Source organism: Mesorhizobium sp. M0894 (assembly GCF_040319725.1).
Classification (GTDB): Bacteria; Pseudomonadota; Alphaproteobacteria; order Rhizobiales; family Rhizobiaceae; genus Mesorhizobium.
The window spans coordinates 83,663-109,469 of the sequence record NZ_JAMYOG010000013.1; the positions used below are offsets into that span (position 1 = coordinate 83,663).

General features: G+C 60.7%; 23 protein-coding genes. 12 read left to right on the forward strand and 11 right to left on the reverse strand.

All coding sequences use genetic code 11. The features are described 5' to 3' along the window. Nucleotides 1–105: 105 nt before the first annotated feature. The 7 genes from NKH91_RS23015 to NKH91_RS23045 all read left to right on the forward strand — a co-directional run bounded on the left by NKH91_RS23015 (nucleotide 106) and on the right by NKH91_RS23045 (nucleotide 7,067). Nucleotides 106–1,032, forward strand: coding sequence for an ArsR/SmtB family transcription factor (locus NKH91_RS23015; RefSeq protein WP_352494491.1), 927 nt, complete (start codon nucleotides 106–108; stop codon nucleotides 1,030–1,032). Nucleotides 1,033–1,036: 4 nt separating this feature from the next. Then, nucleotides 1,037–1,198, forward strand: coding sequence for a hypothetical protein (locus NKH91_RS23020; protein WP_352844719.1), 162 nt, complete (start codon nucleotides 1,037–1,039; stop codon nucleotides 1,196–1,198). An 18-nt stretch (nucleotides 1,199–1,216) separates the two neighbouring features. After that, a complete protein-coding gene (gene arfA, locus NKH91_RS23025) occupies nucleotides 1,217–2,728 on the forward strand; it encodes an arabinosylfuranosidase ArfA (protein WP_023720714.1) in 1,512 nt (503 codons plus the stop codon). 50 nt (nucleotides 2,729–2,778) lie between these two features. Continuing rightward, nucleotides 2,779–3,879, forward strand: coding sequence for an ABC transporter ATP-binding protein (locus NKH91_RS23030; protein WP_352844717.1), 1,101 nt, complete (start codon nucleotides 2,779–2,781; stop codon nucleotides 3,877–3,879). 10 nt (nucleotides 3,880–3,889) lie between these two features. Beyond that, a complete protein-coding gene (locus tag NKH91_RS23035; protein ID WP_051409714.1) occupies nucleotides 3,890–4,807 on the forward strand; it encodes a carbohydrate ABC transporter permease in 918 nt (305 codons plus the stop codon). Next, entirely contained in the window at nucleotides 4,804–5,652 is an 849-nt protein-coding gene (locus NKH91_RS23040; RefSeq protein WP_352484059.1) for a carbohydrate ABC transporter permease, read from the forward strand. The genes NKH91_RS23035 and NKH91_RS23040 overlap by 4 nt, the downstream gene beginning before the upstream one ends. Nucleotides 5,653–5,747: 95 nt before the next feature. Continuing rightward, nucleotides 5,748–7,067 (forward strand): ABC transporter substrate-binding protein, encoded by a 1,320-nt coding sequence (locus tag NKH91_RS23045; RefSeq protein ID WP_023720710.1) that lies wholly within the window; start codon nucleotides 5,748–5,750, stop codon nucleotides 7,065–7,067. 183 nt (nucleotides 7,068–7,250) lie between these two features. Here NKH91_RS23045 and minE read toward each other — a convergent pair whose 3' ends face one another. The 9 genes from minE to NKH91_RS23090 all read right to left on the reverse strand — a co-directional run bounded on the left by minE (nucleotide 7,251) and on the right by NKH91_RS23090 (nucleotide 16,905). After that, complete coding sequence (gene minE, locus NKH91_RS23050) at nucleotides 7,251–7,523, reverse strand: cell division topological specificity factor MinE (RefSeq protein ID WP_023677151.1); 273 nt, start codon at nucleotides 7,521–7,523, stop codon at nucleotides 7,251–7,253. Then, entirely contained in the window at nucleotides 7,520–8,335 is an 816-nt protein-coding gene (minD, locus tag NKH91_RS23055) for a septum site-determining protein MinD (RefSeq protein WP_352472499.1), read from the reverse strand. Before minD ends, minE begins: the two co-directional genes overlap by 4 nt. Before the next feature lie 19 nt (nucleotides 8,336–8,354). Then, a complete protein-coding gene (gene minC, locus NKH91_RS23060; protein ID WP_352844715.1) occupies nucleotides 8,355–9,074 on the reverse strand; it encodes a septum site-determining protein MinC in 720 nt (239 codons plus the stop codon). 233 nt (nucleotides 9,075–9,307) lie between these two features. Then, a complete protein-coding gene (locus NKH91_RS23065; protein WP_031194494.1) occupies nucleotides 9,308–10,309 on the reverse strand; it encodes a substrate-binding domain-containing protein in 1,002 nt (333 codons plus the stop codon). 107 nt (nucleotides 10,310–10,416) lie between these two features. Further along, nucleotides 10,417–11,469, reverse strand: coding sequence for an ABC transporter permease (locus NKH91_RS23070; protein WP_352484056.1), 1,053 nt, complete (start codon nucleotides 11,467–11,469; stop codon nucleotides 10,417–10,419). After that, nucleotides 11,469–12,986, reverse strand: a complete 1,518-nt coding sequence (locus NKH91_RS23075) for a sugar ABC transporter ATP-binding protein (protein ID WP_352484055.1) — start codon at nucleotides 12,984–12,986, stop codon at nucleotides 11,469–11,471. Before NKH91_RS23075 ends, NKH91_RS23070 begins: the two co-directional genes overlap by 1 nt. Then, nucleotides 12,983–13,981, reverse strand: coding sequence for a LacI family DNA-binding transcriptional regulator (locus tag NKH91_RS23080; RefSeq protein ID WP_352484067.1), 999 nt, complete (start codon nucleotides 13,979–13,981; stop codon nucleotides 12,983–12,985). The genes NKH91_RS23075 and NKH91_RS23080 overlap by 4 nt, the downstream gene beginning before the upstream one ends. Before the next feature lie 258 nt (nucleotides 13,982–14,239). Further along, nucleotides 14,240–15,346, reverse strand: coding sequence for a glycosyltransferase (locus NKH91_RS23085; protein WP_352844713.1), 1,107 nt, complete (start codon nucleotides 15,344–15,346; stop codon nucleotides 14,240–14,242). 8 nt (nucleotides 15,347–15,354) lie between these two features. Further along, a complete protein-coding gene (locus NKH91_RS23090) occupies nucleotides 15,355–16,905 on the reverse strand; it encodes a GumC family protein (RefSeq protein WP_352844711.1) in 1,551 nt (516 codons plus the stop codon). Nucleotides 16,906–17,230: 325 nt separating this feature from the next. Here NKH91_RS23090 and NKH91_RS23095 point away from each other — a divergent pair, with 325 nt between their 5' ends. Beyond that, nucleotides 17,231–18,298, forward strand: a complete 1,068-nt coding sequence (locus NKH91_RS23095; RefSeq protein ID WP_023720700.1) for an acyltransferase family protein — start codon at nucleotides 17,231–17,233, stop codon at nucleotides 18,296–18,298. A gap of 155 nt (nucleotides 18,299–18,453) precedes the next feature. Beyond that, the gene (locus tag NKH91_RS23100; RefSeq protein WP_023720699.1) at nucleotides 18,454–19,764 is read left to right on the forward strand and encodes a VpsF family polysaccharide biosynthesis protein; all 1,311 of its coding nucleotides are present in this window, start codon (nucleotides 18,454–18,456) and stop codon (nucleotides 19,762–19,764) included. Between the two features lie 19 nt (nucleotides 19,765–19,783). On the opposite strand, the gene NKH91_RS23105 is transcribed toward NKH91_RS23100, so the two are convergent. Continuing rightward, nucleotides 19,784–21,091 (reverse strand): glucosamine inositolphosphorylceramide transferase family protein, encoded by a 1,308-nt coding sequence (locus NKH91_RS23105; protein ID WP_352844709.1) that lies wholly within the window; start codon nucleotides 21,089–21,091, stop codon nucleotides 19,784–19,786. A 336-nt stretch (nucleotides 21,092–21,427) separates the two neighbouring features. Between NKH91_RS23105 and wecB the strand changes: the two genes are divergently transcribed. Genes wecB through NKH91_RS23120 form a run of 3 tightly spaced genes read left to right on the forward strand, consistent with a single transcriptional unit; the run spans nucleotide 21,428 to nucleotide 24,706 of the window. Further along, entirely contained in the window at nucleotides 21,428–22,582 is a 1,155-nt protein-coding gene (gene wecB / locus NKH91_RS23110) for a non-hydrolyzing UDP-N-acetylglucosamine 2-epimerase (RefSeq protein ID WP_352484050.1), read from the forward strand. Then, nucleotides 22,575–23,906 carry a UDP-N-acetyl-D-mannosamine dehydrogenase gene (wecC, locus tag NKH91_RS23115; RefSeq protein WP_023720695.1) on the forward strand — a complete coding sequence of 444 codons (1,332 nt, stop codon included), beginning with the start codon at nucleotides 22,575–22,577 and terminating at the stop codon, nucleotides 23,904–23,906. The genes wecB and wecC overlap by 8 nt, the downstream gene beginning before the upstream one ends. Continuing rightward, on the forward strand, nucleotides 23,903–24,706 hold the full coding sequence (locus NKH91_RS23120; protein ID WP_023720694.1) for a WecB/TagA/CpsF family glycosyltransferase: 804 nt from the start codon (nucleotides 23,903–23,905) through the stop codon (nucleotides 24,704–24,706). The genes wecC and NKH91_RS23120 overlap by 4 nt, the downstream gene beginning before the upstream one ends. Nucleotides 24,707–24,917: 211 nt before the next feature. Here NKH91_RS23120 and NKH91_RS23125 read toward each other — a convergent pair whose 3' ends face one another. Next, entirely contained in the window at nucleotides 24,918–25,736 is an 819-nt protein-coding gene (locus NKH91_RS23125) for an isocitrate lyase/PEP mutase family protein (RefSeq protein ID WP_352844707.1), read from the reverse strand. Nucleotides 25,737–25,807 lie beyond the last annotated feature (71 nt).

Genomic DNA, 25,807 nt, shown 5'->3' on the forward strand with positions numbered 1-25,807 from the left:
CTGGATTTAACAAATTGCTCGGGTTCGCCTGCGCATTGATTAAATCAGATATCCCGATATACAGGATAATTTCGGATATAGATTTGGCATGGGCCCGGGCATTTCATGAGTCGCAATTTTCTGGTGATTGAACCTGAGGAAGGCATTGCCGTGCTCAAGGGGCTTGCCTCCTCGGCGCGTATCTCGATGCTGAAACTGCTGCATGAGAAGGGGCCGATGAATGTCAACGAAATCGCCGCCGTGCTGTCGCTGCCGCAGTCGACCGTCTCGACCAACATCCAGGTGCTGGAGGATGCGGGGCTGATCCGCACCGAGAACCTGAAAGCGAAGAAAGGCAGCCAGAAAATCTGTTATCCGACGGCCGAAGAAGTGCTCGTCGTGTTCAAGAGCGAATATCGTGCGGTCAAGAACGACGCGATCGAAGTGTCGATGCCGATCGGGCTTTACACCGGCTTCGAGGTTACCGCGCCCTGCGGCCTTTGTTCGCCGGACGGCATCATCGGCTTGCTCGATGTACCGAACACTTTCCTCGATCCGGATCGTATGAAAGCCGGGCTGTTGTGGTTCACCCGCGGTTTTGTCGAATACCAGTTTCCCAATAATGCCAAGCTCGCCAATGCCGAGATCACCGAGCTCGAAGTGGCGATAGAGCTGTCTTCGGAAGTGCCGGGCACCAGCGCCGATTGGCCCTCGGACATCACGCTGACGATCAATGGCGTCGATGTCGGCACCTGGACGTCGCCGGGGGATTTCGGCGACAAGCGCGGCGTCTTCACGCCGTCCTGGTGGAAACTCAAGGGTTCGCAATACGGCAAGCTCAAGAACTGGCGAATTGCCAATGACGGCACCTATGTCGACGGCCTCAGGATTTCCGAAACCGGCCTCGCCGCACTCGATCTGAAGAGCCATCATTCAATCCGCGTCCGTATCGGCGTCAAGGACGACGCCAAGCGCCCTGGCGGGATCAACATTTTCGGCAAGGGCTTTGGAAATTACGATCAGGACATCCTGCTCCGGATCAAAACTGGTTGATATCATGAAACCGGGTTCTGAAGATAACGCAGCAATTTCAATGAACTGGCTTTCTGCTGAGCCAAAACCTTCGTCTAATTGTCCTACTTTTGGCTATTTTGGCTTGACGAAGGGCTGCCAATTCCTCTTTGATATCGGGCAAGATGATTTAAATCATCGTTTGTGATATCGATGGGAGGAATGCATGAAGGCAGCCGTTACGGCACATCCGCATTATGTTGTCTCGGAAATCGATCCGAGGCTCTACGGATCCTTCATCGAGCATCTCGGGCGGGCAGTTTATACCGGCATCTACGAGCCAGGCCATCCGACGGCGGATGCCAATGGCATGCGTCAGGACGTCATCGATCTCGTCAGAGAACTTAATGTTCCGATCGTCCGCTATCCCGGCGGCAATTTCGTCTCCGCCTACAATTGGGAAGACGGCATCGGCCCCAAGGAAGAGCGCCCGGTGCGGCTCGACCTCGCCTGGCATACGTCGGAAAGCAACGAAGTCGGCCTGCACGAATTTGCCGATTGGTGCACCTCCGCCAACACCGAGATGATGCTTGCCGTCAATCTCGGCTCGCGCGGCCTTGACGAAGCCCGCAACCTTCTGGAGTACGCCAACCATCCCGGCGGCAGTAAATGGAGCGACAAGCGCATCGCCAATGGCCGCAAGGAGCCCTTCGACGTCAAGCTCTGGTGCCTCGGCAATGAAATGGACGGCCCCTGGCAGATCGGCCACAAGACCGCGGACGAGTATGGCCGCTTAGCGCATGAGACGGCCAAGGCAATGCGCGCCTTCTCCAAGTCGCTCGAGTTGGTGGTCTGCGGCTCTTCGAATGCCAAGATGCCGACCTACCCTGAATGGGAAGCGACGGTTCTCGACCATACCTACAACGAGGTCGACTACATCTCGCTGCACATGTATTTCGACAACGAAGCCAACGACGCTTCGAACTATCTCGCCATGAGCGAAAAGCTCGACGACTACATTGTCTCGGTCGCCGGCGTCATCGACTATATCAAGGCCAAGAAGCGCTCCAACAAGCAGGTCTACATCTCGTTCGACGAATGGAACGTCTGGTACCATTCCAAGGAGCAGGACAAGAAAATCCTCGGCGGCAGCGACGGCTGGCCATTCGCCCCGCCGTTGCTCGAAGACATCTATAATTTCGAGGATGTGCTGCAGGTCGGCCTGATCCTCAACACCTTCATCCGCCGTTCCGATGTCGTCAAGATCGCCTGCCTGGCACAACTGGTCAACGTCATCGCGCCGATCATGACCGTTCCGAATGGCCCGGCATGGCGGCAGACGATTTTTTATCCCTATCTGTTTGCTTCTAACTACGGCCGCGGCAATGCGCTGGATCTCAAGGTGGAAAGCCCGACCTATAAATCCACCGTTGCGGGCGACGTCGCCTACGTCGACATTGCCGGCGTGCACGACACGAAGACCGGCCACGTCACCTTCTTCGCCGTCAACCGCCATTCGAGCGAGGCAATCGAAACAGTGGTCGACCTCACCGGCTTCGGCGCAGCGGAAATCGTCGATCACCGGGTCGTGGCGCACGCCGATCTGAAAGCTGTCAATTCGGCCGAGAACCCAGGCAATGTCGGCCCAAGGAAGGGTGAGGGCGCCTCACTCGCCGGCGGCAAGCTGAGCCTGTCGCTGCCGGCCTATTCCTACCAGGTCATTCGCCTGAGGCTCTGAGTTCAGGCGGATCATCGAGACAAGCGCAAGCGCTGAGGAGGAGCGTCGACGTGACGGCCGATATCGAGATCAGAAACGTGAGCAAGCAGTTCGGTGCCATGACGGTGCTGGATCATCTGTCGCTCTCCATAAGGGCACGCGAATTCATCGTGTTCCTGGGGCCGTCCGGTTGCGGAAAATCGACGCTTCTTCGAATGATTGCCGGTCTCGAAGCTGTCGATAGCGGCGAGATTGCCATCAACAATGAGCGCATTGATCATCTGCCGCCGGGCAAGCGCGGCATTGCCATGGTGTTCCAGTCCTATGCGCTTTATCCGCATATGACGGTGCGCGACAACATGGCCTTCGGGCTTGCGAATATCGGCGTTCCAGGCAAGGTCATCGAGGCGCGCATCAACGAAGCCGCCCGCATCCTCGAAATGCCGCATTTGCTCGATCGCAAGCCGGGCCAGCTCTCCGGCGGTCAGCGCCAGCGCGTCGCCATCGGCCGTGCGATCGTCAAGGAGCCGAAGGCGTTCCTGTTCGACGAGCCGCTCTCCAATCTCGATGCGGCGTTGCGCACCCGCACCCGCATCGAACTTGCCCAGCTTCATCAGCGCCTGCAGTCGACGATGATCTTCGTCACCCACGACCAAGTCGAGGCAATGACGCTCGCCGACCGCATCGTCGTCATGAACAATCGCAAGATCGATCAGATCGGCACTCCGATGGAGATCTACGAGCGTCCGGCGACCAAATTCGTCGCAGGGTTCGTCGGTGCGCCGGCGATGAACTTCGTTGATGCGACGCTCAACAAATCCGGCGAGAACGCCACGGCCAGGTTTGCGGACGGCATCTCGGTGCAGACCGAGATCGCCTCCAGCCAATTGACCGATGGCAAGTACACTTTCGGCATCCGTTCGGAAGACGTCCGTATCGTTGCCGCCGGACAGGGCAATGCCGATGGCGTGGTCGATGTGCTCGAGCGGCTCGGCGAACGCACCCTGATCTACGCGCGGCTGGGCGATGGCCAGCAGATAGTCGGTTCCGATGCCGGCAACAGTCGCGTCGCCGTCGGCGACAGGATCGGGCTCGCCTTCGACGGCCAGAAATCGCATCTGTTCAATGAGACCGGCCGCGCCTGGCATGCGAGGGAGGCCTGGGATGGTTGACCGGCTGGCGATGTCCCCGACCGCGACGCTTGCTGTCGGCGCCAGAACGCCGACCGCCGACATCTATGCGCCGCAATGGCGAAACTTCATTTTCGTTGCGCCATTCTTGTTCTTCTTCACGACGCTGCTGCTCTTCCCGCTGCTCTGGGGGATGTGGCTGAGTTTCCACAAGGCCGACACGTTCTCGTCCGGAAATTTTGTCGGTTTCGGCAATTACGTCAGGCTGTATCACGACAAGGTCTTCCTGCAATCGATCTGGAACACCTTCTACTTCGTGCTGCTGACGGTGCCGACGCTGGCGCTGATCGGTCTTTTCCTGGCGCTTTGCCTCAATCGCCGGACGCGCACTGCTGCGGTTTTGCGGACGCTGTTCTTTTCCTCGTCGGTGCTGTCGGTTACCATCGTCACGCTGATCTGGCGCATCGTCTTCATTCCGAATGTCGGCCTGTTGTCGACGATCTACGGATGGTTCGGCGCGACCGCGCCGGCTTTCATTTCCGATCCCAACCTGGCGATGGTCGGCATCGCCATTGCCACCATCTGGTGGTGCATCGGCCTGCCGATGATGCTCTTTCTCTCGGCGCTCCAGCAGATTCCGCAGGATATCTACGAGGCGGCGGCGCTGGACAATGCCAATCGCTGGCAGACGCTACGCTCGATCACGCTGCCGTCGATCAAGCGGACCTTCATCCTGGTGATCATTATCCAGATCGTGCTGCAATTCCAGCTGTTCGGCCAGGCTTGGCTGATGACGCGGGGCGGTCCGAACAACCTGACCAAGCCGATCGTGCTCTACATCTACGACACCGCATTCCGCCGCTGGGATCTCGGCCTGGGCGCCGCTGCATCGGAAATCCTGTTCATCCTCATCCTGATCGCGGCCATGGCCCAGTACCTGGTGACACGCAGCAGGGGAGACCAGGCATGAGCGCTCCAGCCGCTTCCATCAAGGGACGGGCATTTGGCGACCATTTGTTATTGGCCTTGGTCCTCCTGCTTTCGATCGTCATGATCGCGCCGGTTCTGTGGGTCATCGGCCTGTCACTCAAGGACAATGCGGAGCTGATGGCAGATCCGAATTCGGTGTTTCACGCGCCCTATACGCTGAAGAACTACATCAACACGGTCGGCACCTCGTCGGTGTTCATCTGGGTGCGCAACAGCATCATCGTCTCGGGCGGATTGACGCTCGGCACCTTGATCCTGTCGTCGCTCGCCGGCTACGGCTTTGCACGGCTGAATTTCCCCGGCCGAGACGTGCTGTTCGTGATCGTGCTGTTCGGCCTGGCGGTCCCGGAGCAGGCCGTGCTCGTCGCCCGTCACCAGATCTTCAGCATGCTGAAGTTCCACAACACCTATCAAGGGCTCATTCTGCCGGGCCTTTCGGCTCCGTTCGGCGTCTTCCTGATGACCCAGTATTTCAAAGCCATCCCGAAGGAGTTGGACGAAGCCGCCATGCTCGATAACGCCAGCCGGCTCAGGATTTTCTGGAAGGTGCTTCTGCCGCTCACGCTGCCTGCGCAGGCAACGCTCGGCATCTTTACCTTTCTCGGCGCGTGGAACGATTATTTCTGGCCGCTGATTTCGGCAACGAGGAAGGACATGTTCACGCTGACGGTCGGCATGGCCTCGACGCAGACCAACTTCGCCCAGTCCGAAGGCATCGGCTTCCTGATGGCGCAGGCGGTGTTTGCCGGTGCACCGATCCTGATCGTCTACCTGTTTTTCCAGAAATACATCGTCACGGCGGTCTCCGGCGCTGCGGTGAGATAACGAAGATTGCCTGACGGCCGGGGGGAATGCGCAGCGATTGAAGCACGAAGGCCAATCCAGGGTGGAGCGGCGGAAACTCAGTAGGAGGAACTGATATGAAACTGAAGAAAATGCTGTTTGCCGCAGTCTCTGCGGGCGCAATGATGCTCGCAAATCCAAGCTTCGCGGCCACGGAACTGAGCGTGCAGCGCTTTTTCGGCGCCTGCGATGCCGATTTCGGCACCAACACCGATCCCACCAAAGCCGTTGGCGAATGCGGAATCATCACCTCGCTGATCAACAAGTTCAACGCCGACAATCCCGATGTCCACGTCAACGTCACCACCGTGGAATGGCCCGGCTACGATCAGCTGACCGCGCAGTTCGCTTCAGGCGACGCTCCGGACATCGTCACGATCCATGAATCCGTACTGTCGGATTATCAGTCGAAGGGCCTGTTGATGCCGCTCGACGATCTCTTGAAGTCAGTCGGCGTGACACCCGACGCCTTCACCGACGCGGCGCGCAATGGCGCCACCAAAGACAGCAAGATCTATGGCCTGCCGATCGACAGCTGGACGATGCTCTATCATGTCAACATGGATCTTTTCAAACAAGCCGGCCTCGTCAGTGCCGACGGCACGCCGATTTTTCCAAAGTCGCCCGAGGAACTGCTCGCCCAGGCCGAACAGTTCAAGCAGAAGACGGGCAAGCCTTATTTCGTCCAGAACCTGACCAATGAGACTGCGCTCTACACACGCAATCTCTACACTTATCTTTTCCAGCAGGATTCCGATTTCTTTGCCGATCCGAAGCATGTGAAGTTGAATACGCCGGAAGCCAAGAAGGTCGTCGAGATGTACAAGGCGATCTTCGAGAAGGGCTACACCACCAAGGACCTCGATTATGGCGGCTCGATCAATGCCTTCCTTGCCGGCGAGGGTGGCGTCCACCTCAACGGCACCTGGGTGGTCGGCGATTACAACGCCCAGTCCGAAACCAAGGGTACGGCGCTCAACAAGGGCGGCTATGCGGTTTATCCGTATCCGCAGCTGTTTGGCGGCACCCACGCGCAATATGCCGACGGCCACACCTGGGCCGTGTCGCAGAAAGACCGCACGCCTGAACAGATCGCGGCCATCGGCAAATTCCTGAAGTTCTTCGCCGACAACGATTTTGAGTGGTCGCGCACCGGTCACCTGCCGGCCTATAAGGCCGTCATCACCTCGGACGCCTTCAAGGCCCTGCCGCATCGCAACACGATCTCTGCGGTCGCCGACCTCGGCAAGCCGCTGCCGTCGGCCGTACAGCGCCAGTTTGCGATCCAGGACATTATCGGCGAAGAGATGAGTGCAGCAATCAGTGGCCAGAAGGACGTCGACACCGCCCTTGCCGACATGGAAAGCCGCGTCAACGAATTGCTCGCCAACATTTGACCACGGGTTTCGAAAGGCCCTCCCAAGGCGCCCCCGCGGCTGGAAACGGCCGTGGGGTTTTGGCGAGGTGGTGGTTATTGTCCTCGAATTGCGCGACTTGCCGCTGGCGACCGGGTCAAACACGCCAGCCACGGCGCCGCAACCTCGGCAGCAGCCGACGCAAGCCCTGGCTGGCGGATTCCGCTAGAACGCCGCGGCCATGGGCATTGCGACTTTGTTGGGGATCTGGATGTCGATCTCCAATCTCGACGTCGTTTCGCCGTGATCCATGCTCACCTGCAGGAAATCCTGGTCGACCTGAACATGCCGGGCGATCACCGCCATGATCTCCTCGCGCAACACGGAGACGAGATCGGGCTGGTTGCGGCTTCGACGCTCGTAAGCCAACAGCAGTTGCAAGCGCTCGCGCGCCACGGGTGCGCTGCCGCGGCGCTTGAAGATATCGAGCAGGTTCATGCTGCCCTCCTTCCCAACAGCCGGTCGAGGAGGCCCCTCCGCTCGAAAGGCAGAATGACCGGCAGGTCCTCGCCCTCGAGTCTTCTTGCCGCGTCGATATAGGCGCGTGCGGCGGGGTTGGTGTTTTCGCTGAGCGTAACCGGCGCGCCCACATTGGATGCGCGCAGCACGTCCTGGCTCTCGGGAATTATTCCCAGCAGAGGCGTGGACAGGATCTCGAGCACGTCATCGATGCTGAGCATCTCGCCGCGGGCAGCGCGGGCAGCGTCGTAGCGCGTGACGAGGACGTGTTTGGCAATCGATTCACCTTGCTCTGCTTTCATCGTCCTGGAGTCGAGCAGGCCGATGATGCGATCGGAGTCGCGGACCGAGCTCACTTCCGGGTTGGTCACGATAACCGCCTCGTCGGCAAAGCGCATCGCAAGCTGCGCGCCGCGCTCTATGCCGGCCGGGCTGTCGCAGAAGACATAGTCGAAAACCGAGCGCAGCTTGTCGATGACATCGGCGACGCCTTCCTCGGTGAGAGCATCCTTGTCGCGCGTTTGCGAGGCCGGCAGCAGGAACAGCGTGTCGAGCCGCTTGTCACGGATCAGCGCCTGCGAGAGCTTGGCGGTTCCCTGAATGACGTTGACGATATCGAAAACAACGCGCCGCTCGGCGCCCATGATCAGATCGAGGTTGCGCAGGCCGACATCGAAGTCGACGAGGGCCACCCGCTTGCCGGTTTTCGCGACCGCGGCGCCGAGAGCGGCCGTCGAGGTCGTCTTGCCGACACCCCCTTTGCCGGATGTGACAACCACTACCTTGCCCATATTTGTGCCTCCAATGTTGTTAGTTGAGCGGTGCGACGCAAAGTGCGCCGTCCTCGAGAAAGGCCTGTACCGGCCTTCCTCGCGAGGAGGCGTCCATCTCCTCGGCGGTGCGGTACCAGCCGTCTACCGCCAGAAGTTCGGCTTCATTTTTCCGGCAAAAGATACGAGCCGCGGAATTTCCGGTGGCGCCGGCGAACGCACGTCCACGCAGCGTGCCGTAGACGTGGATCGATCCTCCGGCGATGATCTCGGATCCGGAACTGACGGAGCCGACAATGACCACATCGCCATCGGGGTGAAAGATCGACTGGCCGGAGCGGATCGGTGCCTTGATCATCAATGAGTTCGGCGCCTGCGGCTCTTCCGTGTTGGCCTCAGCGGCGGCTTTCGGGTCCGGCTGCACGTAAAGCGCGTCAGCGGTGGCCTCCTTGGCGCCAACGAGGAGCGGCGGCAGATCAGCGTCGAGACCAACATTGCCGTCCGCCTCGATCGCGTAGATGCGAATCCCGCGCTCCGCGAGCTGTGAGACCAGATCTTCGATCTCGCCCCCCTCGGGCTTGAGCATATTCAGGTCGAGCACGACCGGGCGACCGGCAAAGAAGCCGGGAGAGTTTTCGGTCCAGTGATCCAGGCTTTGCAGCCATTCCCCCAGCGGGGCCTCAGGGGTGAGGGTGAAGGCTACAAACGAGCGCGCTCGAAAGCGTATGGACTTGTTTTGGATGGGAGCGACGCAGGTCACAGAGGCGACTCCTTACTGATTGGTTAAGGCTAGCCCGGCATGGTTAACGAACAGTTAATGGCGGCCTTCCGAGGCTTCCATTCTTGCTGTTTCGGAGCGCACCGACGGTCGATCTGATTGGACCCTGGAGACCCTCGCCGTTGCCGAAGACCGGCCGATGGGCGGAAATGAGGCGTTGCGACGGTGCGGAGGTGCCATTCGACCTCCGCACCGCAATCGCCATGGCACTTTTGTCAGTTACCCATCATCTGCTTGGCGTTTTCCGGCGTGATCGCCGTCGTTGCAACTGTGACCGTCGGCTCGACGGATGTGGCGCAATCGAGAAGAACCGACTTTGCCATATCGATCGCCTCCTTGGCGCCCGTCGGATAAGTGAAGGTTGCAGCCCATTCGCCTTCGGCAACGGCCCGGATGCCGCCGGCAGGACCTGGCAATCCGTCGGTGCCGATGATCTTGATCTGCCCTTCCTTGCCGGCGCCCTTGGCGGCAAGGCGCGCTCCGGCGGCCATCATGTCGTTGCTGGCGTAGACCATCTTGATATCGGGATTGGCCTGAAGCATGGCTGCGAACGCCGTCTGTGCCTTGTCCGGCAGCCAGTCCGCCGCCTGCTCAGCGACGACCTTGATCTTGTCGTTCTCCTTGACGCCGTCCTTGAAGCCGTTGAGCCGTTCCACGGCAGGGGTCGAACTGGGCAGCCCTTCCAGAACGGCAACTTCACCGCCGTCAGGAAGCAGTTTCGTGGCGGTGTATTTGCCGGCTTCGAAGGCGATCTTGTAATTGTCGCCGCCAATAAAAGCCGTGTAGTCCTTGCCCGGATCGCCAACCGTCTTGCGGTCGAGCTCGATGACGGGGATGCCGGCCTCCATGGCCCGCTTCACCGCCGGCGTCAGCGGCGATGCTTCGAAGGGCGATATCAGCAGCAGGTCGACCTTCTGGGTGATGAAATTGTCGACCTGTGAGGTCTGGGTGTTCACGCTGCCGGCGCCATCGGCGATCTGCAAGGTGAACTGGGACACTGCCTTGGCGGCGGCGGTGAGTTCGTCATTGACGTGCTGGCGATACGGCTCGGCATTGTTGGCCTGAGAAAAGCCGATTACGAATTCGCCGGTCTTGGAGCAAGCCTTGACCAATGGTTCCGCAGCTTGAGCCCCTCCGGCGGCTGCGAGAAAGGTCCCGGCAAGCAGACACGTTTGCCAGGCCCTTTGTCTGCTATTGCGTGTGCTCCTGATAACCATGGTTGTTTCCTTCCTGTCGATGCCCTTGGCTCGACTGTTGGTTTGCTGAGCTTCACTCTCCCGACGCCGGGTAAGCTGGCGTTCAGGGGTCTTCCAATGTCGCCCACTTAACGGACCAGACCTTCGCGGCGACGGACGAGGGACTGAAGAACCGCCGCCAGGATGATGATCGCGGCTGTCGCGAGCAATTGCAGGGCGGGTGTGATGTTGTTGAGTTGCAGGACGTTGGCGAGCGCGCCGAGCATGATCGTGCCGGCGACCGTGCCGACCATCGATCCGGCTCCACCGAACAGGCTGGTACCGCCGATGACGACCGCGGCGATGGCGGTAAGTTCGTAACCGGCGCCGTCATTGGCACTGCCGAAGTTGAACTGCCCTGCATGGACGATGCCGGCGAGAGCGGCCGCGAAGCCGGTGATCGCATAGACGGTGATCTTGACGGCGGACACCGGAACGCCCGAGAGGCGCGCCGCCCGCTCATTGCCGCCGACGGCAAAGACATAGCGGCCAAAGCGGGTCGTGTTGAGAACCACTGTGGCGATCGCCGCAAAAGCGATGAAGACGATGGTTGCCACCGGCACCACATTGTTGAACAAGCGCTCGCCCAGAATGGCAAATACCGGAGGGGCAAGCCCGGGTCCGTCGCCATAGGAGATGTTGATGTACTCGTTGCCCGAGACGACCAGGGCCAGACCGCGCGCGGCCTGAAGGCCCGCGAGGGTGACGATGAAGGGCTCAAGGCGGAAGCGCGTCGAGATCGAGCCCTGAACGGCACCGAAGACCACGCCGGCAAGAAGCACGGCAAGAATCGTCGGCACGAGGCCAACACCGCCATTGATCATCATCGTAGCCGTGACGACACTGGCCAGGCCAAGCAAAGCGCCAACCGAGAGGTCGATCCCCGCAGTGATGATGACGAAAGTCATGCCGATCGCGATGATGCCGGTCTCGGACACGGCGCGTACGATGTTGGCGATGTTGTCCGGGGCGATGAACAGTATCTGTCCGTGCCGGCGCGGCGAGAAGATGATGCCGCCGATCACGACGACCACCAAGCCGATCAGGCTCTGGAAGCGGACGATGAGTGCAAGCGGATCGCGCCGCTTCTGAGCTGTCTTGCCGCTCGGCAGTTCGGTATCCGCCGTGCTGGTGTCGGACATCAGGAGGCCTTTCCGGTTGCGGCGGCAAGCACCGTGTGTTCATCGACGCCGCGCTCGAATTCCGCCACGTTGCGGCCCTCCCGAAGAACCACGATGCGATCGCATAGGCCAATCAGCTCAGGCATTTCGCTCGAGGCGACGAGTATGCCGAGGCCTTGCGATGCCAGATCGCGAAGCCTGGCATAGATTTCCGCCTTGGCGCCGACGTCGACGCCACGCGTCGGTTCATCCAGCAACAGCAGCCGCGGATTGCCGAGGATCTCCTTGGCGAGCACCACCTTCTGCTGGTTGCCGCCCGACAGCGCGCCGACCGGGATGGCCGCATTGCGCGGTCGTATGTCGAATTGGCCGAACGAGCGCGCCACAGCGGCTGCTTCGCGTGCAATCGACATGAAGCCGCGCGGTGAGATTCGTCGCAGCACCGACATGACCAGGTTGCGGCCGACCGTCGTACGCAGCATCAGTCCGCTTCCTCGCCTGTCGTCGGTGACGAAGGCGACGCCGGCCCTGCGCGCAGCTCTGATGGACTCGAGGCGCACCGGGCGATCGTCGACCTCGACGGTGCCGGCCCAACGGCCTGCCAGGCCGGTGCCATAGAGCGCGCTGAGCAACTCGGTACGGCCGGCACCCATGACGCCCGCCAGCCCGACAATTTCGCCCTCATGCACGTCGAGCGAAACGTTTTGGGGAACCTGCCAGCCGGCGCTGGCTCGAGCGGGATGGAAACGGGCGTCCTTGAGATGAAGGAGCCGGCGACCTACGGTGCGTGTGCGTTTCGGGTAAAGGTCCTCCAGAGGCCGGCCGACGAGAAGGCTGACCAGTTCGGCCTGTGGTGCGTCCGGGGCTGTCGTCCCGGCCACGCGGCCATCGCGCATCACCGTTACCCGGTCCGCAACTTGGGGAACCTCCTCAAGCCGATGCGAGATGTAGATGATGCCCACGCCGGTGGCACTGAGCTTGCGCATGATGGTGAAGAGCCTGTCCACCTCGCTGACCGTCAGGGCCGCCGTCGGCTCGTCCATGATCAGGACACGCGATGCATAGGACAGTGCCTTGACGATCGCCACGACCTGACGATGCCCGATCGACAGTTCGCCGACGGGCCGTTCGACATCGATGTCCAACTCGATGGCGGTCAGCCGGGTGCGGGCTTCTTCGCGCATCCTTGCGACATCGAGAAAACCGCCGGGCTTCACCAACTCGCGACCGAGGAAAAGATTGGCCGCGACATCGAGGCCAGGCACGAGATCGAGTTCCTGGAAGATCGTGGCGATGCCGGCGGCCTGCGCTTCGCGCGGATTGGCAAAATGCACCGGTGCGCCATCGATCGTGATCGTTCCTTCGTCAGGGGCGTGCACACCGGACAGGATGTTCATCAATGTCGACTTGCCAGCGCCGTTCTCGCCCAGCAGGGCATGGATCTCGCCCACGCGCAGTTCGAAATCGACGCCGCGCAAAGCGTGAACGCCACCGAAACGTTTAACGACGCCATTCATGGTCAGAAGCGGCGAAGTCATGCCGGTCTTCCGCAGGATGCGCGCAGGCGCAGCGTTGGCTCAAGGCGAACCGTGCGTCGTTGGCCATCTGGAAGTCCAATCCGCTCAATCAGCAACGCGGCTGCCTGCCGGCCCAAATCCTCGCAGGGCTGTTCGACCAGCGTCAGTCGCGGCTCGAAGTAATCGGCCCATTCGAAATCGTCGAAGCCGACCACCGATATGTCCCTGGGGACAGCGAGCCCTCGCTCACGGACCGCGCGCATCACGCCTATCGTCGACAGATTGTTGCCGGTCACCAGGGCAGTCGGAGGCACCAGCAGCGACAACAGCGCATGGGCGGCGGTGCTCGCACTGGCGGTGGTCGCGTTTCCCGTCACGACGTAGTCCGGCACAAACTCCAGGCCGTTGGCCTCCAGTGCCGCGCGAAATCCGTTCATGCGCTCCAGCGTGGTGGCAAATCCCCGCTGTCCGGCAACAAAACCGATGCGGCGATGTCCGAAGGACACGACGTGGTCGATCAGCGCGCGGATGGCCTCGAAATTCTCGACACCGACCTGATCAAAGCGATCGTCAGGTAGTCGGTCGATCAAGACGCAGGGCAGGGACCGTTCCGAGAGATATCGCAATGCAGCTTGCGGCGCGGCAGAGGGCGCCAGGATGATCCCGTCGACGCGTCGCTGGTGCAGTGCCTGGACGACAGCCAGTTCCTTGTCGGGATCGTCCTGCGTATCCGACAGGAACACCATGAGGCCAAGGCGCGCGCACTCGGTCTCGACGGCGCAGATGATGTCGCTGAAATAGGGGTTTGAGATCGCCGAAATCGCCAGGCCGACACTGCTCGTCGAGGCCAGCTTTAGCGAGCGTGCGACACTGTTGGGCATATAGCCGAGAGCAGCGATCGCCTCGCTCACCGATCTGGCAGTGGCCGGGGAGACATAGCGGGTTTGATTGACGACGTGTGAAACGGTCGACACCGACACGCCTGCCCTGCGAGCGACCTCGACGATCGTCGTCATCGCGGAGCTGTCGCGCTCGACGTGGTGACGGGCAAGCGCACGCACGCTCCTCCTCGAATCTTGCGTTTCCCAGTCTCACAATCTTTGAATCCGCCTGGGCGGCCGTTGTGACTTTCCGAAAGCTAGCGCCATCGAAACGTTTGCGCAACCGGTTTTCTGGCTTGATGTGACTTGCTTGCGCCGAAATCAGCCAGGACTTCCGTGCCGGCCATCAGCTGCGGCTGGATGCCACCGCGATCTGTTGGCCGGGCGCGACAACTAGAGCAAGGCTTCGTACCGATCGCCAATCGTGTCGACTGTGAAATCCGCCGCCCGGCTTTTCAGGACGGCAGCAGGGGTGGGGTGGTCCAGCATCTCGGCCATCGCCTTCGCCAGGGCTGCGGCGTCACCGACCGACACCAAGGTGCCGAAACGGCCGTCACCGAGTATCTCGCGCGGGCCATGCGGAGCATCGGTGGAGATTACCGGGACACCGGCAGCCATGGCCTCGACCAACACGTTGCCAAAGCCTTCGCTGGTGGATGTAAGGACGAACAGATCGGCTGCGGCATAACAGGCTGCCGGATCGTTGACGTAGCCGGCAAAGAGCACTTCCCCGCCTATGCCGGTACCTTCGGCATAGGCGTGCAATTCGGCAGCCAGCGGACCTTCGCCGAAGATGACAAGCCGGGCAGGGCGGCCGGCGCGCAGGGCAGCGAAGGCCCGCAGCAAAGTCCGGTGGTCCTTGACCGGCACCAGGCGCCCGGCGGTGGCGATGACCGGGCCATATCCCATCGCTGCCAATTTTGCCTGCCAGGCATAGGAAGTCCCCTGCGGTGCTTCAGCCGGCGGCAGCGGGTTGCTGATGACCACGACCTTGGATTCGGGGAAGCCGCGGGCGATGATGTCACGGCCGACACCCGCCGAAACGGCGATGGCTTTGGTCGCGCGCGCTGCAACCAGCGCGGAAAGCCAGATCGCCAGCCTCGCGCCGAGGCCGCTCGCAGGCAGCGAGGCGGCGGCGTGGAAGCTTGGAAAGAATTTTGCGCGGCTTCTGGCCAACATGAGTGACAGCGCCATGACCAGATTGGCGAATTCCGGGGCACTATAGACCGCATCAGGATCAAGGCGGCGGAACAAATTTGCGCTTCGCACGATGCCTTTTAGCGTCGCCGACTTGGCGTAACCCTCGCCGCGCAAGAGAAGGCCGAAGTCGACCAGATGCACGGCGGCGGAGCGCAGCGCCGCGTTAGGCCCTTGCGCGTTCCAGGTAAAAAGCGTGACCTCGTGGCCACGCGACGCCATTTCATTTGCCATCAGGACGAAGACACGCTCGGCGCCGCCGCCTCGCAGGCTGGCGATGTGGAAAACGATGCGCTTCGCCATGCCTTGCTTCAGGCTCGGCTGGCAGCAAGGTCTGATCTGTTCGGCGGCCGGCGCATGTCGCGGATAATGCCCATGCCAATGGCCAGCAGCATGCCCAGGGCAAAGCCTGCGAACGCTCCTGCGCCTGCCACCAGGGCAGTACGCGGGGGCCATGAGCGCCCTGGCGGGGGCACCGCGGTCGAAATCACCTGTACGTTTGTGGTGTCGATCTGCTCGCGCTCGCTGATTTGGCGCGCACGTGAGAGAAAGCTCTCATAGACCGCTCTCTTCGAGGCCGCATCGCGTTCAAGCTCACGCAGGGCGACTTCGGACTCGCTGTCGGTGAAAACGTTGCTCTTCAGATCGTTCATCCTGGCGTTGAGAGAGGCCAACGAGGCCCTGGCCTTGTCCAGGCTGGACTTTGCCGTTCCGACGGTGCGGGAGAACTCGGCTCGGAGTTGCGAGTTGACGGTCTCGAGCTCCGTCCTCAGCCTGACAATCGTCGGGTGGCGCGGACCGAAGGTCATCGACTGTGAGTCGATCTGCTGTCGCAGGCTGTTTGACCTGTCGCGCAGCGCCGCGAGCGCTTCCGAAACCGTGGGGTCGGGATTGGCCCCATTTATACCGGAGGCAACCAGGGCGTCGTAGCTTGCCTGCGCGGCGATCACGCGCGATTGCGCATCGACGATTTCGCCGTTGAGCTGCGTCATCGTCTGCGAACTGACGAGCTGGCCATTGCTGGAGGACAGGTTGTGGCTGCGCCTGTAGCTCTCGACCTTCTCTTCGGCTGCCTGGACGTCGCTCTTGAGTTGGCCAAGCCGGCTGTCGAGGGCAGCCGCGGCACGGCCGGCACCGGCAGCTTCGGCCTTGGCCAGTTCTTCCTGGAAGTTTTTGACTATGGCCTGCGAGATCAGGATCGCTTTGGCAGTGGTTTCCGCGGATACCGAGAGGGTTGTGACAAACGAGGTTGGGTCCGCAGCGGCGTTTACCCGGTCCGCCAGGTTCTTCAAGGCGATAAGCTTCGGGTCGGGCTTCGCCACCGCGCCAGACGTAGACGTGCTCCGGTCTGGATCGAAAAACTCTGGATCGTGAGTCAGATTCAGTTCGTCCACCACACGGGAAAGCACGTTGCCCGAGGTCAAGATGCGCTGCTTGCTGCGTGTGCTGAGCAGCTGGCTATCGATCTGGCCCGGTTGTGAGTAGAGGTCGTTTTCCACAACCTGCAAATTGGAGGGGTTGATGAGTACCTCTGTCGTGACGGTGTAACGCTGCTTGCTCAGCAATGCATAGGCGCCGCCGACAATGCCGCCGATTACCGCCAGCATGAACGCCAGGGCGAGACCGGCCCGCAGCCAGACGAACAGGCGTCGAAAATCGAGCTCGAGGAAATCGCCGATCTTGTCCAGGGTCACCGTCGCGACAGGCTCGGATGGTTGCGGCGTCACCGGTGCGGAGCTGCGCGCCGCGACTGGGTCATGCTGTTGCAGCATCGCCCTGCGCCGCGCATTGGCGATACGCTCGAACGCACTGTTATTGGAAGCCGTCGCGGAGATGGGGGGTGTGCCGGAACCGGCAGACATGGTGACAACCCTTGTTAAATCGTTACGCTTGGCCTGCTCTACAGAAACATCGTTAATATCTTATTTTCCAAGCTGGCCCATTTTGCCGTTCATCCCCCCTTCCGTCCGGCGGACGTTGAAGGGATTCGTTGCCCAGAATTTGGCGCGCATTCTTGCCGTCGCCCGATTTGCGTCCGCAACCGGTGAGTGATTTTCATGAAATCGGTAACGCGCACTTAACGGCGCGGTTGTATTGAAAAGATGGCAATGCCTTTTGAATGACATCTGAAGCACTGACCGCGACCTGCAGGATGGCGTCAGTCGCCTGCAATTGCAGGAGAGGAACGTGACGAAATTCTATTCGGTCCAGTATCTTCGCGCCTGCGCCGCTTTGTTGGTTCTGTTCGCGCACGCTTTTTCCTACCAGATCGGCATAGATAATCCGATTATCGTGACTGCGGGCCGCCTTGGTGTCATTCTGTTCTTCGTCATTAGCGGATTCATAATGGTCTATATTACGGGGAGCGGTCCCTTCTCTGCTCCAACCTTCCTGAAACGCCGAGCGATCCGGATCATCCCCCTCTACTGGCTTTTCACAAGCGTCGCCGCACTTCTGGCAGCTCTTGCACCAAGTCTCTTCCAGAAGACCGTCTTTACGTGGCCCCATTATCTCCAGTCGCTGTTCTTCGTTGTCCACCAAGCGCCCGAACGAGATGGCGTCAGCCCAATTTTGTCACTCGGCTGGACGCTCAATTATGAGGCCTATTTCTATATCGCATTCGCGGTGCTCGCATTCCTATCGGTGACCGCGCGCGCATTTGTGTTGACGGTCTTTTTCATTGCGATGTGGCTGGCCGGGCTGTTGATAGCTCCCACCAACCCTGTTCTCCAGTTCTATCTGAACGCTTCGCCGGTGGCCTTCGTCGTCGGCATGTGGATAGGCCGGCGCTATCTGGACGGCGGCTTTGCTTCCGACACACGCCATGTCTGGCTACTCGGCCCTATGGCCGCTGCAGGCGTGTTGCTTGCATTCGTCGATGACGGCACGCCGCTGATGAGCCAGATCAGCTTCGCGGGGCAGGTAATGTGGGCCGCCAGCCTGCTTCACCTTGGCCTCATTCTGGAACCGAAACTGAAGCACTGGAGCCTGCTCGAAGAGCTCGGCAACGCCTCCTACGCGCTTTACCTGTCGCATATCTTCGTGATCGGCGCCGTAGCCTACCTGGCCAGGCGCACCATCGGCTACGACCATCCGGCAACAGTGTTGCTGGTCTCGGTGGTCAGCATCGTGACTGCCTGCATAGCCAGCCTGGTGATCCACCAGATGATCGAGAAGCCGATTCTTCTCATTCTGAACGGCAGAAGGAAGGTTAGAGCCACATCGCTTCCTTACGCTGCCACGGGGAACAAATAAGGAGACCGTGCAAACGTCCGGGCATCGAACTTAACGGTTGTGGCAAACGCATGGCCCGGCATATTTTGACAACACACACGCCGCATCCGTTCGGCAGTCTCTTGAATGGATCTCGTGGCCGGAATGCCGTTTGAATACCTTCACTTGGATGGGCCATGAGCTATCCTGCTGCCGCATCGGAACGATTGTTGTCCAGCCAGGCGCGCCGTCAAAACGCGTTGTCGCTGCTGTTTTTCCTATGCGCCGCATTCGCGTTCCTGCTGCGCTTTACGGTGTCGCCGCAGGTGATGAACATGGTCGTCGACTATACGGCCCAGGGAGGCTCGTTCTACGAGAAGCTGCATTTCGGCACTTACGCGATCTTCCTGCTGCTTGCTGTCGTTCTTTTCAGCCGACCGTTTCTGCTGCAGGGCGACGAAATTGGAATATTCAAGGCGTTGATGCGCTATTCGGTGCTGATGTTCGCGCTGGTGCCTTATCTGTTCATTACCGGCCGTGCGGGCTCCTCCGGGTTCATCATCGATACCTATCTGGTGGCCGGCGCCACAGGCCTGTTGATGCTGGCATTAAACGCGGAGTCGCGGCGGGCGCTGGGCGACGTAGTGCTTGGAATGGCCATCCTGAGCGCCGTGATCGGCACTATCGAAGCGGTGACTCAACATCGATTCCTGCCTTACGGCATCAACGAACTGCAGTTCAGGCCGATCGGCCTAGCGGCCCATCCGCTGTCACTAGGCGCGCTCTGCGCCACAGTCATCGGATTCGTACCGCTGACGCGCTGGCGCATATGGGTGCGGGTGGTGGCGATTTTCGTATTGGTCGTCGGTTGTGCTGCATCGGGCGCTCGCGCCGCGCTTCTGCTCGCTGCCGGAGAAATCCTCATTCTGCTGCTGTTCGTGCCTTGGCCGGGCCTGTCGCTCAAGTATGAGCGGCAGGCCAAATTTGTCGTGCTGATGTTCACTATGACCGGCGGCGCGGTGCTTGTTGCGATGCTGTTTGCGGGCGGTCTGCTGAACCGGTTCAGCAACACCATTTTCGACCAAAATTTTATGGCGCGGGTGACGATCTACCAGGTGTTCGGACTTGTCAGCTGGAAAGACATCCTGTTTGGCATGAACGGCGACGAACTCCTGGCGATCGTCAACGAGAAGCTGCATCTGCCGTTCATCGAGAGCGCGCCGGTGGTCATCGTCATGCTCTTCGGCCTGCCCATAGCCGTGCTCTTTACGGTGCTGATATTCTGGTTCGTTTTTCGGCTGCTGCGCGGGGCGCCGCTGCCCGCATGGATAGGCATCATCACCTTCCTGCTTGCTGCGCTGTCGAACAACGCGCTCTCATCAAAATCGCCTGAAATCGCGATTATTGTGGTGTTGCTGCTTGCCTATAGGAAGCAGCCCGATAGAGGCCAGCTCGAGAGCATGCCTTCGGCCGCTGCATCCCACCCAAACCCGGCCGGGTCTCGTTAAGCACGGACCTCGGATCCGGTCAGCCGGCGCTATCCACGACCTCGACATCGCCGGCGCGATTGAGCGTGTGGATACCCGCCCGCGCCCATGCTGGCCCCGGATCGATTGGGCGGGGCAGTTCAAAACGGACGTCGAAATCATTAAGCCGATCCAGCCGCATCAACCCCAGGCTACCGCCATAGGCTCTCGAGCCGTTTTGCACCGGCAGCAGCAAGGCGTCGCCCTGACGGATGAAAGCGCCACCCGGCCGAGTGGCCGAGTGATCGACGGCGACGGGATTGAGCGCATGCGCTACCCAAGGCCCACGCAGCGCCGTGGCGGAATAGACGGTCATCGTGTCCGACGCGCTGCCGTGACCGAACCGCTCCGTCCCCAGCAACCAGAAGCGGCCGTCGGATTCTAGCAGCGTGGCGTCGTTGAAATCCCTGTCCGCGATCAGCACCGTATCGCGTACCCAGCGATCCGGAAACTGCACGGCACGGTAGAGCACCAGTTCGCGTGCCGTAGCGCTTTCAGGAATCATGAAAATTTCGCCGGAGTGGGCGAACACCTGCGGATATGACAGGTGATGCGCTTCCTCCAGCACCAACCTCGGCACGCCGAAAACGCCGTCGTCGCCAAGTTCAGCGACGGAAATCACGCCGCGGCCCGTGGCGTAGGGGAACTCCTCGACAAAAAGATAGTGGCGGCCGTCGCGTTCGAGAACGAACGGATCGGCGTAGAATCGCTGCCCGTCATCGGCAAGCACGGTGAACGGCTTGCCATCCAGCTGTCCGGTTTCGGCGACGCCTGGACCGTCGATCAGCCGGTAAGCAACCTGCCAATAGAAGGGGCGCCGGCCACGTCGCAGTTTTTGCACGGCACGGTCGACCAATCCCCTGCCGAAAAAGGGCAGATAGTGCCGGATAAATCCGCCTTTCTGCAGGGGTGGCGCCGGGCTCTCGGCAATCGGCGCAAGTTTGCCCGTGGAAAAGCGGGCGACACATTGGGCAATCAGGGAGATGGCGCCGGCGAGCAGGTCGTTGCTGCTGCGGGACAGCCAGAGCCGATCGCTGATCATCGGCCGCGCCCTGGCGATGGCAACGCCGTCGAAGCGGGCGGTGAGTTCAGGTAGCCGCCCGCTCGCCAGTATCTCGGTCATGCCCGCGGCAAAGCTGCTGCGGCCACAAAATTCGAGCGTCAGGACAGGCGTGCCCCGTCGTGCGGCGGTAGCGGTGAGATCGACTATAAGGTCGGCGGGGCCGGTATCGCCGGACGGCAACGGCTCGGAACGGCTTGCCAGTGAGGGGCCGAAGCGCCGGCCCTCGAGCGCCAGCACATTATCCATCCCGCGCGCGTTGGCTTCAGGCGTCGGCGCGCGGCAACTCGAGACAACGTGTCCAGCCGCGCTCAACCGCACCAGAAGCTCATTTTCCCAGCGCCGGGATGCGTCGGCGTGGCCGATGATTAAAATATTAGTCAATCCAATATATTCTTTTTCAAGACTACTACCATAGACTATTTGTCAGCCCGACCTTTCACAAGAGTTAACCCGGGAGAACGCGGCCTTGGTTGTTAATCATATATTAAGAATTGAGATCACGAAGGCGTTTTCCGGCGCTATTATGGCTGTTGCGGACAATAGTCGGCATGTTTCGAGTGCTGCAGGCGGCCAGGATCAGCAATGAACGTCCTTTCACGTCCAAAACTGCCGTCCAGGCGGAAACTGCTGATCGTGTTCGGCACGAGGCCGGAGGCGCTCAAATGCTTTCCGGTGGCGCGCGCCGCCCTTGCTCATCCAGGCTTCATCACCGAAATATGCATCACCGCCCAGCATCGCGAGATGGTCGACCAGGTTGTCGAACTGACCGGCCTGCCGGTGCATCACGATCTCAACATCATGCAACCCGGCCAGTCGCTGTTCGACGTGACCTCGCGCGTGCTCTTGGGCATGGCCGAGGTGCTGGACAAGGCGAAGCCCGATATCGTCATGGTACAGGGCGACACCACCACGGCGATGGCCGCGGCTCTGGCTGCCTTCTACAAGCGCATCCCGGTCGCTCATGTCGAAGCAGGATTGCGCAGCCACAACATCAACTCGCCGTTTCCTGAAGAACTGAATCGCAAGATTGCCGGCGACATCGCCACCTGGCATTTTGCGCCGACCGTTCAGGCGCGCGACAACCTCATCGCCGAAGGAAAAGCCGAAAGCACTATCTTCGTGACCGGTAACACCGTGATCGACACGCTGTTGCATTTTTCAAGCGCGATCGATGCCGACAGGTTGATGAACGCGAAGCTCGCCGCCCGTTTCCCCTTCCTCGACCCTACGAAGAAAATGATCCTCGTCACCGGCCATCGCCGCGAGAATTTCGACGGCGGCATCCAGCGCATCTGTACGGCGTTGAAAGGATTGGCGGCGCGCGGAGACGTGCAGATCGTCTACCCTGTCCATCCAAACCCCAATGTGCGCTCGGTGGTCAACGCAGAGCTGGAAGGCGTGCCGAACATCCATCTGGTCGAGCCGCAGGACTATCTGCCGTTCCTGTATCTGCAGAAGCAGAGCTATCTGGTGCTTACCGATAGCGGCGGCGTGCAGGAAGAAGCGCCTTCGCTCGGCAAGCCGGTGCTGGTGATGCGCGAGAATACCGAGCGACCCGAGGGGATCGTGGCCGGCACCGCCCGCCTCGTCGGCACCGATGTCGAGAAAATCCTGTTCAACGCCAATCGCCTGCTCGACGATCAGGCTGCCTATCGCGGCATGGCGGAACGACACAACCCATATGGCGATGGCCGGGCCAGTAACCGGATTGTTGAGGAACTGCTGCATCATGGCTGAAATCAAAACCGTTTCCGTAATCGGCATGGGCTATATCGGCCTGCCGACCTGCGCCATTTTCGCCAGCCGAGGGCTCGACGTCATTGGCGTCGATGTGAACGGAGCGGTCGTCGAGAAAGTCAATCGCGGCGAAATCCACATCGTCGAGCCGGACCTTGACGGCCTGATCCAGAAGGTCGTGGCGAACGGCAAGCTCAAGGCCTACAGCACGCCGCAGCCGGCGGATGCGTATATCATCGCCGTGCCGACCCCGATGACCCACGACCATAGGCCGGACGTGACCTACGTGCTGGCGGCGGCACGAAGCATCGCCCCGGTGCTGAAGCGGGGAGACCTTGTTGTGTTGGAATCGACATCGCCGGTCGGCACGACACGCATCATGAACGGGCTGCTTGCCGAGTTGCGGCCTGACCTCAAATTTCCTGTCCTGCATGGCGAAGACGCCGATGTGCTGGTCGCCTATTCGCCCGAGCGCGTGCTGCCGGGAAAGGTGCTGACCGAGCTGATCAATAACGATCGCTCGATCGGCGGATTGTCCCGCAAATCGTCGGAACGGACCGCGGCACTCTATTCAACCTTCGTCACCGGCGACCTGTTCATGACGACGGCCGAAAGCGCTGAGCTGGTGAAACTTACCGAGAACGCGTTCCGCGACGTCAACATCGCCTTCGCCAATGAGCTTGCCGCAGTGTGTCAGGACCTGTCGCTCAATGTCTGGGAAGTGATCGATCTCGCCAATCGGCACCCTCGCGTGAACATCCTCCAGCCGAGCCCGGGCGTTGGCGGTCACTGCATTGCGGTCGATCCATATTTTATCATCGACGCCGCACCCAACAGCACGCGGCTGATGGCTTCCGCACGCCGGATCAATTCCGAGCGGCCCATGTCGGTGGTCAGGGATATCGAGGCCTTGCTCGACCCCTCCCGCAAGCAAACGATCGCCTGTCTTGGCCTCAGCTTCAAAGCCAATATCGACGATTTGCGCGAGAGCCCGGCCGTCGAGGTGGTGAAGCTTCTGTCCGATAACCCCAATGTGAAGATCATTGCGGCTGAACCCAACACAAATGCGCTGCCGCATGAACTCGAGGGCAGGGGCATCGTGTTCACCGACGCACTTTCGGCCATCGACAAGTCCGATATCGTCGTCCTCCTGGTCGACCATCGGCAGTTCAATCTGGTAGACCCCGAAGCGCTCAAGGACAAGAAGCTCGTCGATACAAGGGGCCTATGGACCTGGCGCAAGGCACGCAAGCCCGACGCCCGTATCGAAGGCAAGAAACCAGAAGTCGCACAAGTGACGCTCGCAAGGGAGCAGGCTGCATGAACGCGCACGACCCGGCTTGGGCGCAGCATTCCCTGTTGGCATCACGGCGCCGGGAGTTCCTTGGCGCACCGATCCATGCGCTGACCATGGCCGAGACGCTGGCCATCGCCGACGAGGCGATGACCGTGCGGCGGCCGCTGCATCATGTGGTCGTGAATGTCGCCAAGCTGGTGACCATGCGCCAGAATGCCGAACTGCGCGAGGATGTTGCAGGGGCGGACGTGGTCAATGTCGACGGGATCGGCGTGCTTTGGGGCGCACGTCTGTGTGGCGTCGCGCTGCCCGAGCGGGTGGCGGGCGTCGACATCATGATCAATCTGCTGAGCCTCTGCGCGAAGCGTGGGTTCAGGCCCTATCTGCTGGGGGCCGAACAGCACGTTCTCGACGCGGTTGTAGCGAGACTTGCCAAGGACCATCCGAGCCTGGTCATAGCGGGGATGCGCAACGGCTATTTCAAGCCGGAGGATGAGGCCGGGATCGTCGCGGCGATCAACGCGTCGGGCGCCGACTGCCTGCTGGTGGCCATGCCGACACCGCGTAAGGAGCGATTTCTCAAGCGCTACCGCGACGAACTCGCCGCAAGCTTCGTGATGGGCGTGGGCGGCAGTTTCGATGTCTATGGCGGCAAGGTTGCCCGTGCGCCGAGGCTGATACAAGCAGCCGGCCTGGAGTGGCTGTTCCGCGTGGTCCAGGAGCCGCGACGCTTGTGGCGCCGCTACTACGACACCAACACTGCCTATGCCGGGCTGCTGTGCCGGGAGTTCTGGGAGCGTCGCTGGCGCCGAAACGCCGGTTTATAGGTTCGCGTTCACCCATAAAACAGGCGTTGGCCGTGGGAGCGACGTTCGAACTCCCGAGACTAAGGCCGTGACTTGGAAAACGGCGCTTAACATTGGGTTATCTGAGTGTCACGATCGTAGATGCCGGTCTCCGAATCATGGCCTCTCAAATATCAAGGTAAGCGCCCGCCTTGCGGCATGTTGCAGCCGGGGGCGCGTCACCCTTTCGGACTTAGATTACGGGTTTAGGATCGCGAAGGCTGTTCCAGGCCGGAGCGCTTTCCAACGCCGCATAGTTCCCCATTGCGATCTCCTGGACTATTTTCATTAGTGCTCCGCCAGCCGCGCGCGCAAGTGACCCGCCCACGCTTATCCGCCGTACGCCCGCCCCGGCAATCTGCTCAAACGTGAGACCGGAAACACCTTGGCCGAGGACATGATTGACCGGCACGCTGACAGAGCTGCAAATCTGCTCGAGAGACGCCAGATCCGGGACACCCGGCGCATACAGCACCTCAGCGCCAAGAGCTTCGAAGGCCTTTAGGCGGCGAATCGCCTCGTCGAGACCATACACGCCTTTACCCACCCCATCGGCGCGGGCGGTGAGCACGATGTCGTATTTTCGAGCAGCTGCAACCGCCGCCGCTACACGTGCCACCGCAGCATCAAAATCGCGTATTGGCTGGCCAGGCTTTGGTTGTCGATCTTCGATCGAAAGTCCAGCCAATCCCGCTTCGGCGGCAAGCCGGACGGTTTCAGCCACGCCTTCTGGTGTGTCTTCATAACAATCTTCCAAATCGGCAGTGACCGGCACGGTCGTCGAGGCGGCGATCTCGGCGGCATATGCCAAGCTTTCGTCGCGGCCGACTTCCTTTGCTCCGTCCTTCTTTCCCTTCAAGAAGGCGTAACCCGAAGATGTTGTCGCAAGCGCCCTAAAACCCAGACCAGCCATCATTCTCGCGCCGGCTACGTCCCATGGGTTTGGGATCAGGAAGCAGCCGGATTTATGAAGAACGCGAAATTGTTCAACCTTCTTGGATCGGGAAATCACGCTGCCCCCTCAGACTTGGAAAAAAAGCCGGGTTCGACTAAATGCCGATGATTGCAGCTTTTCAATCGTCC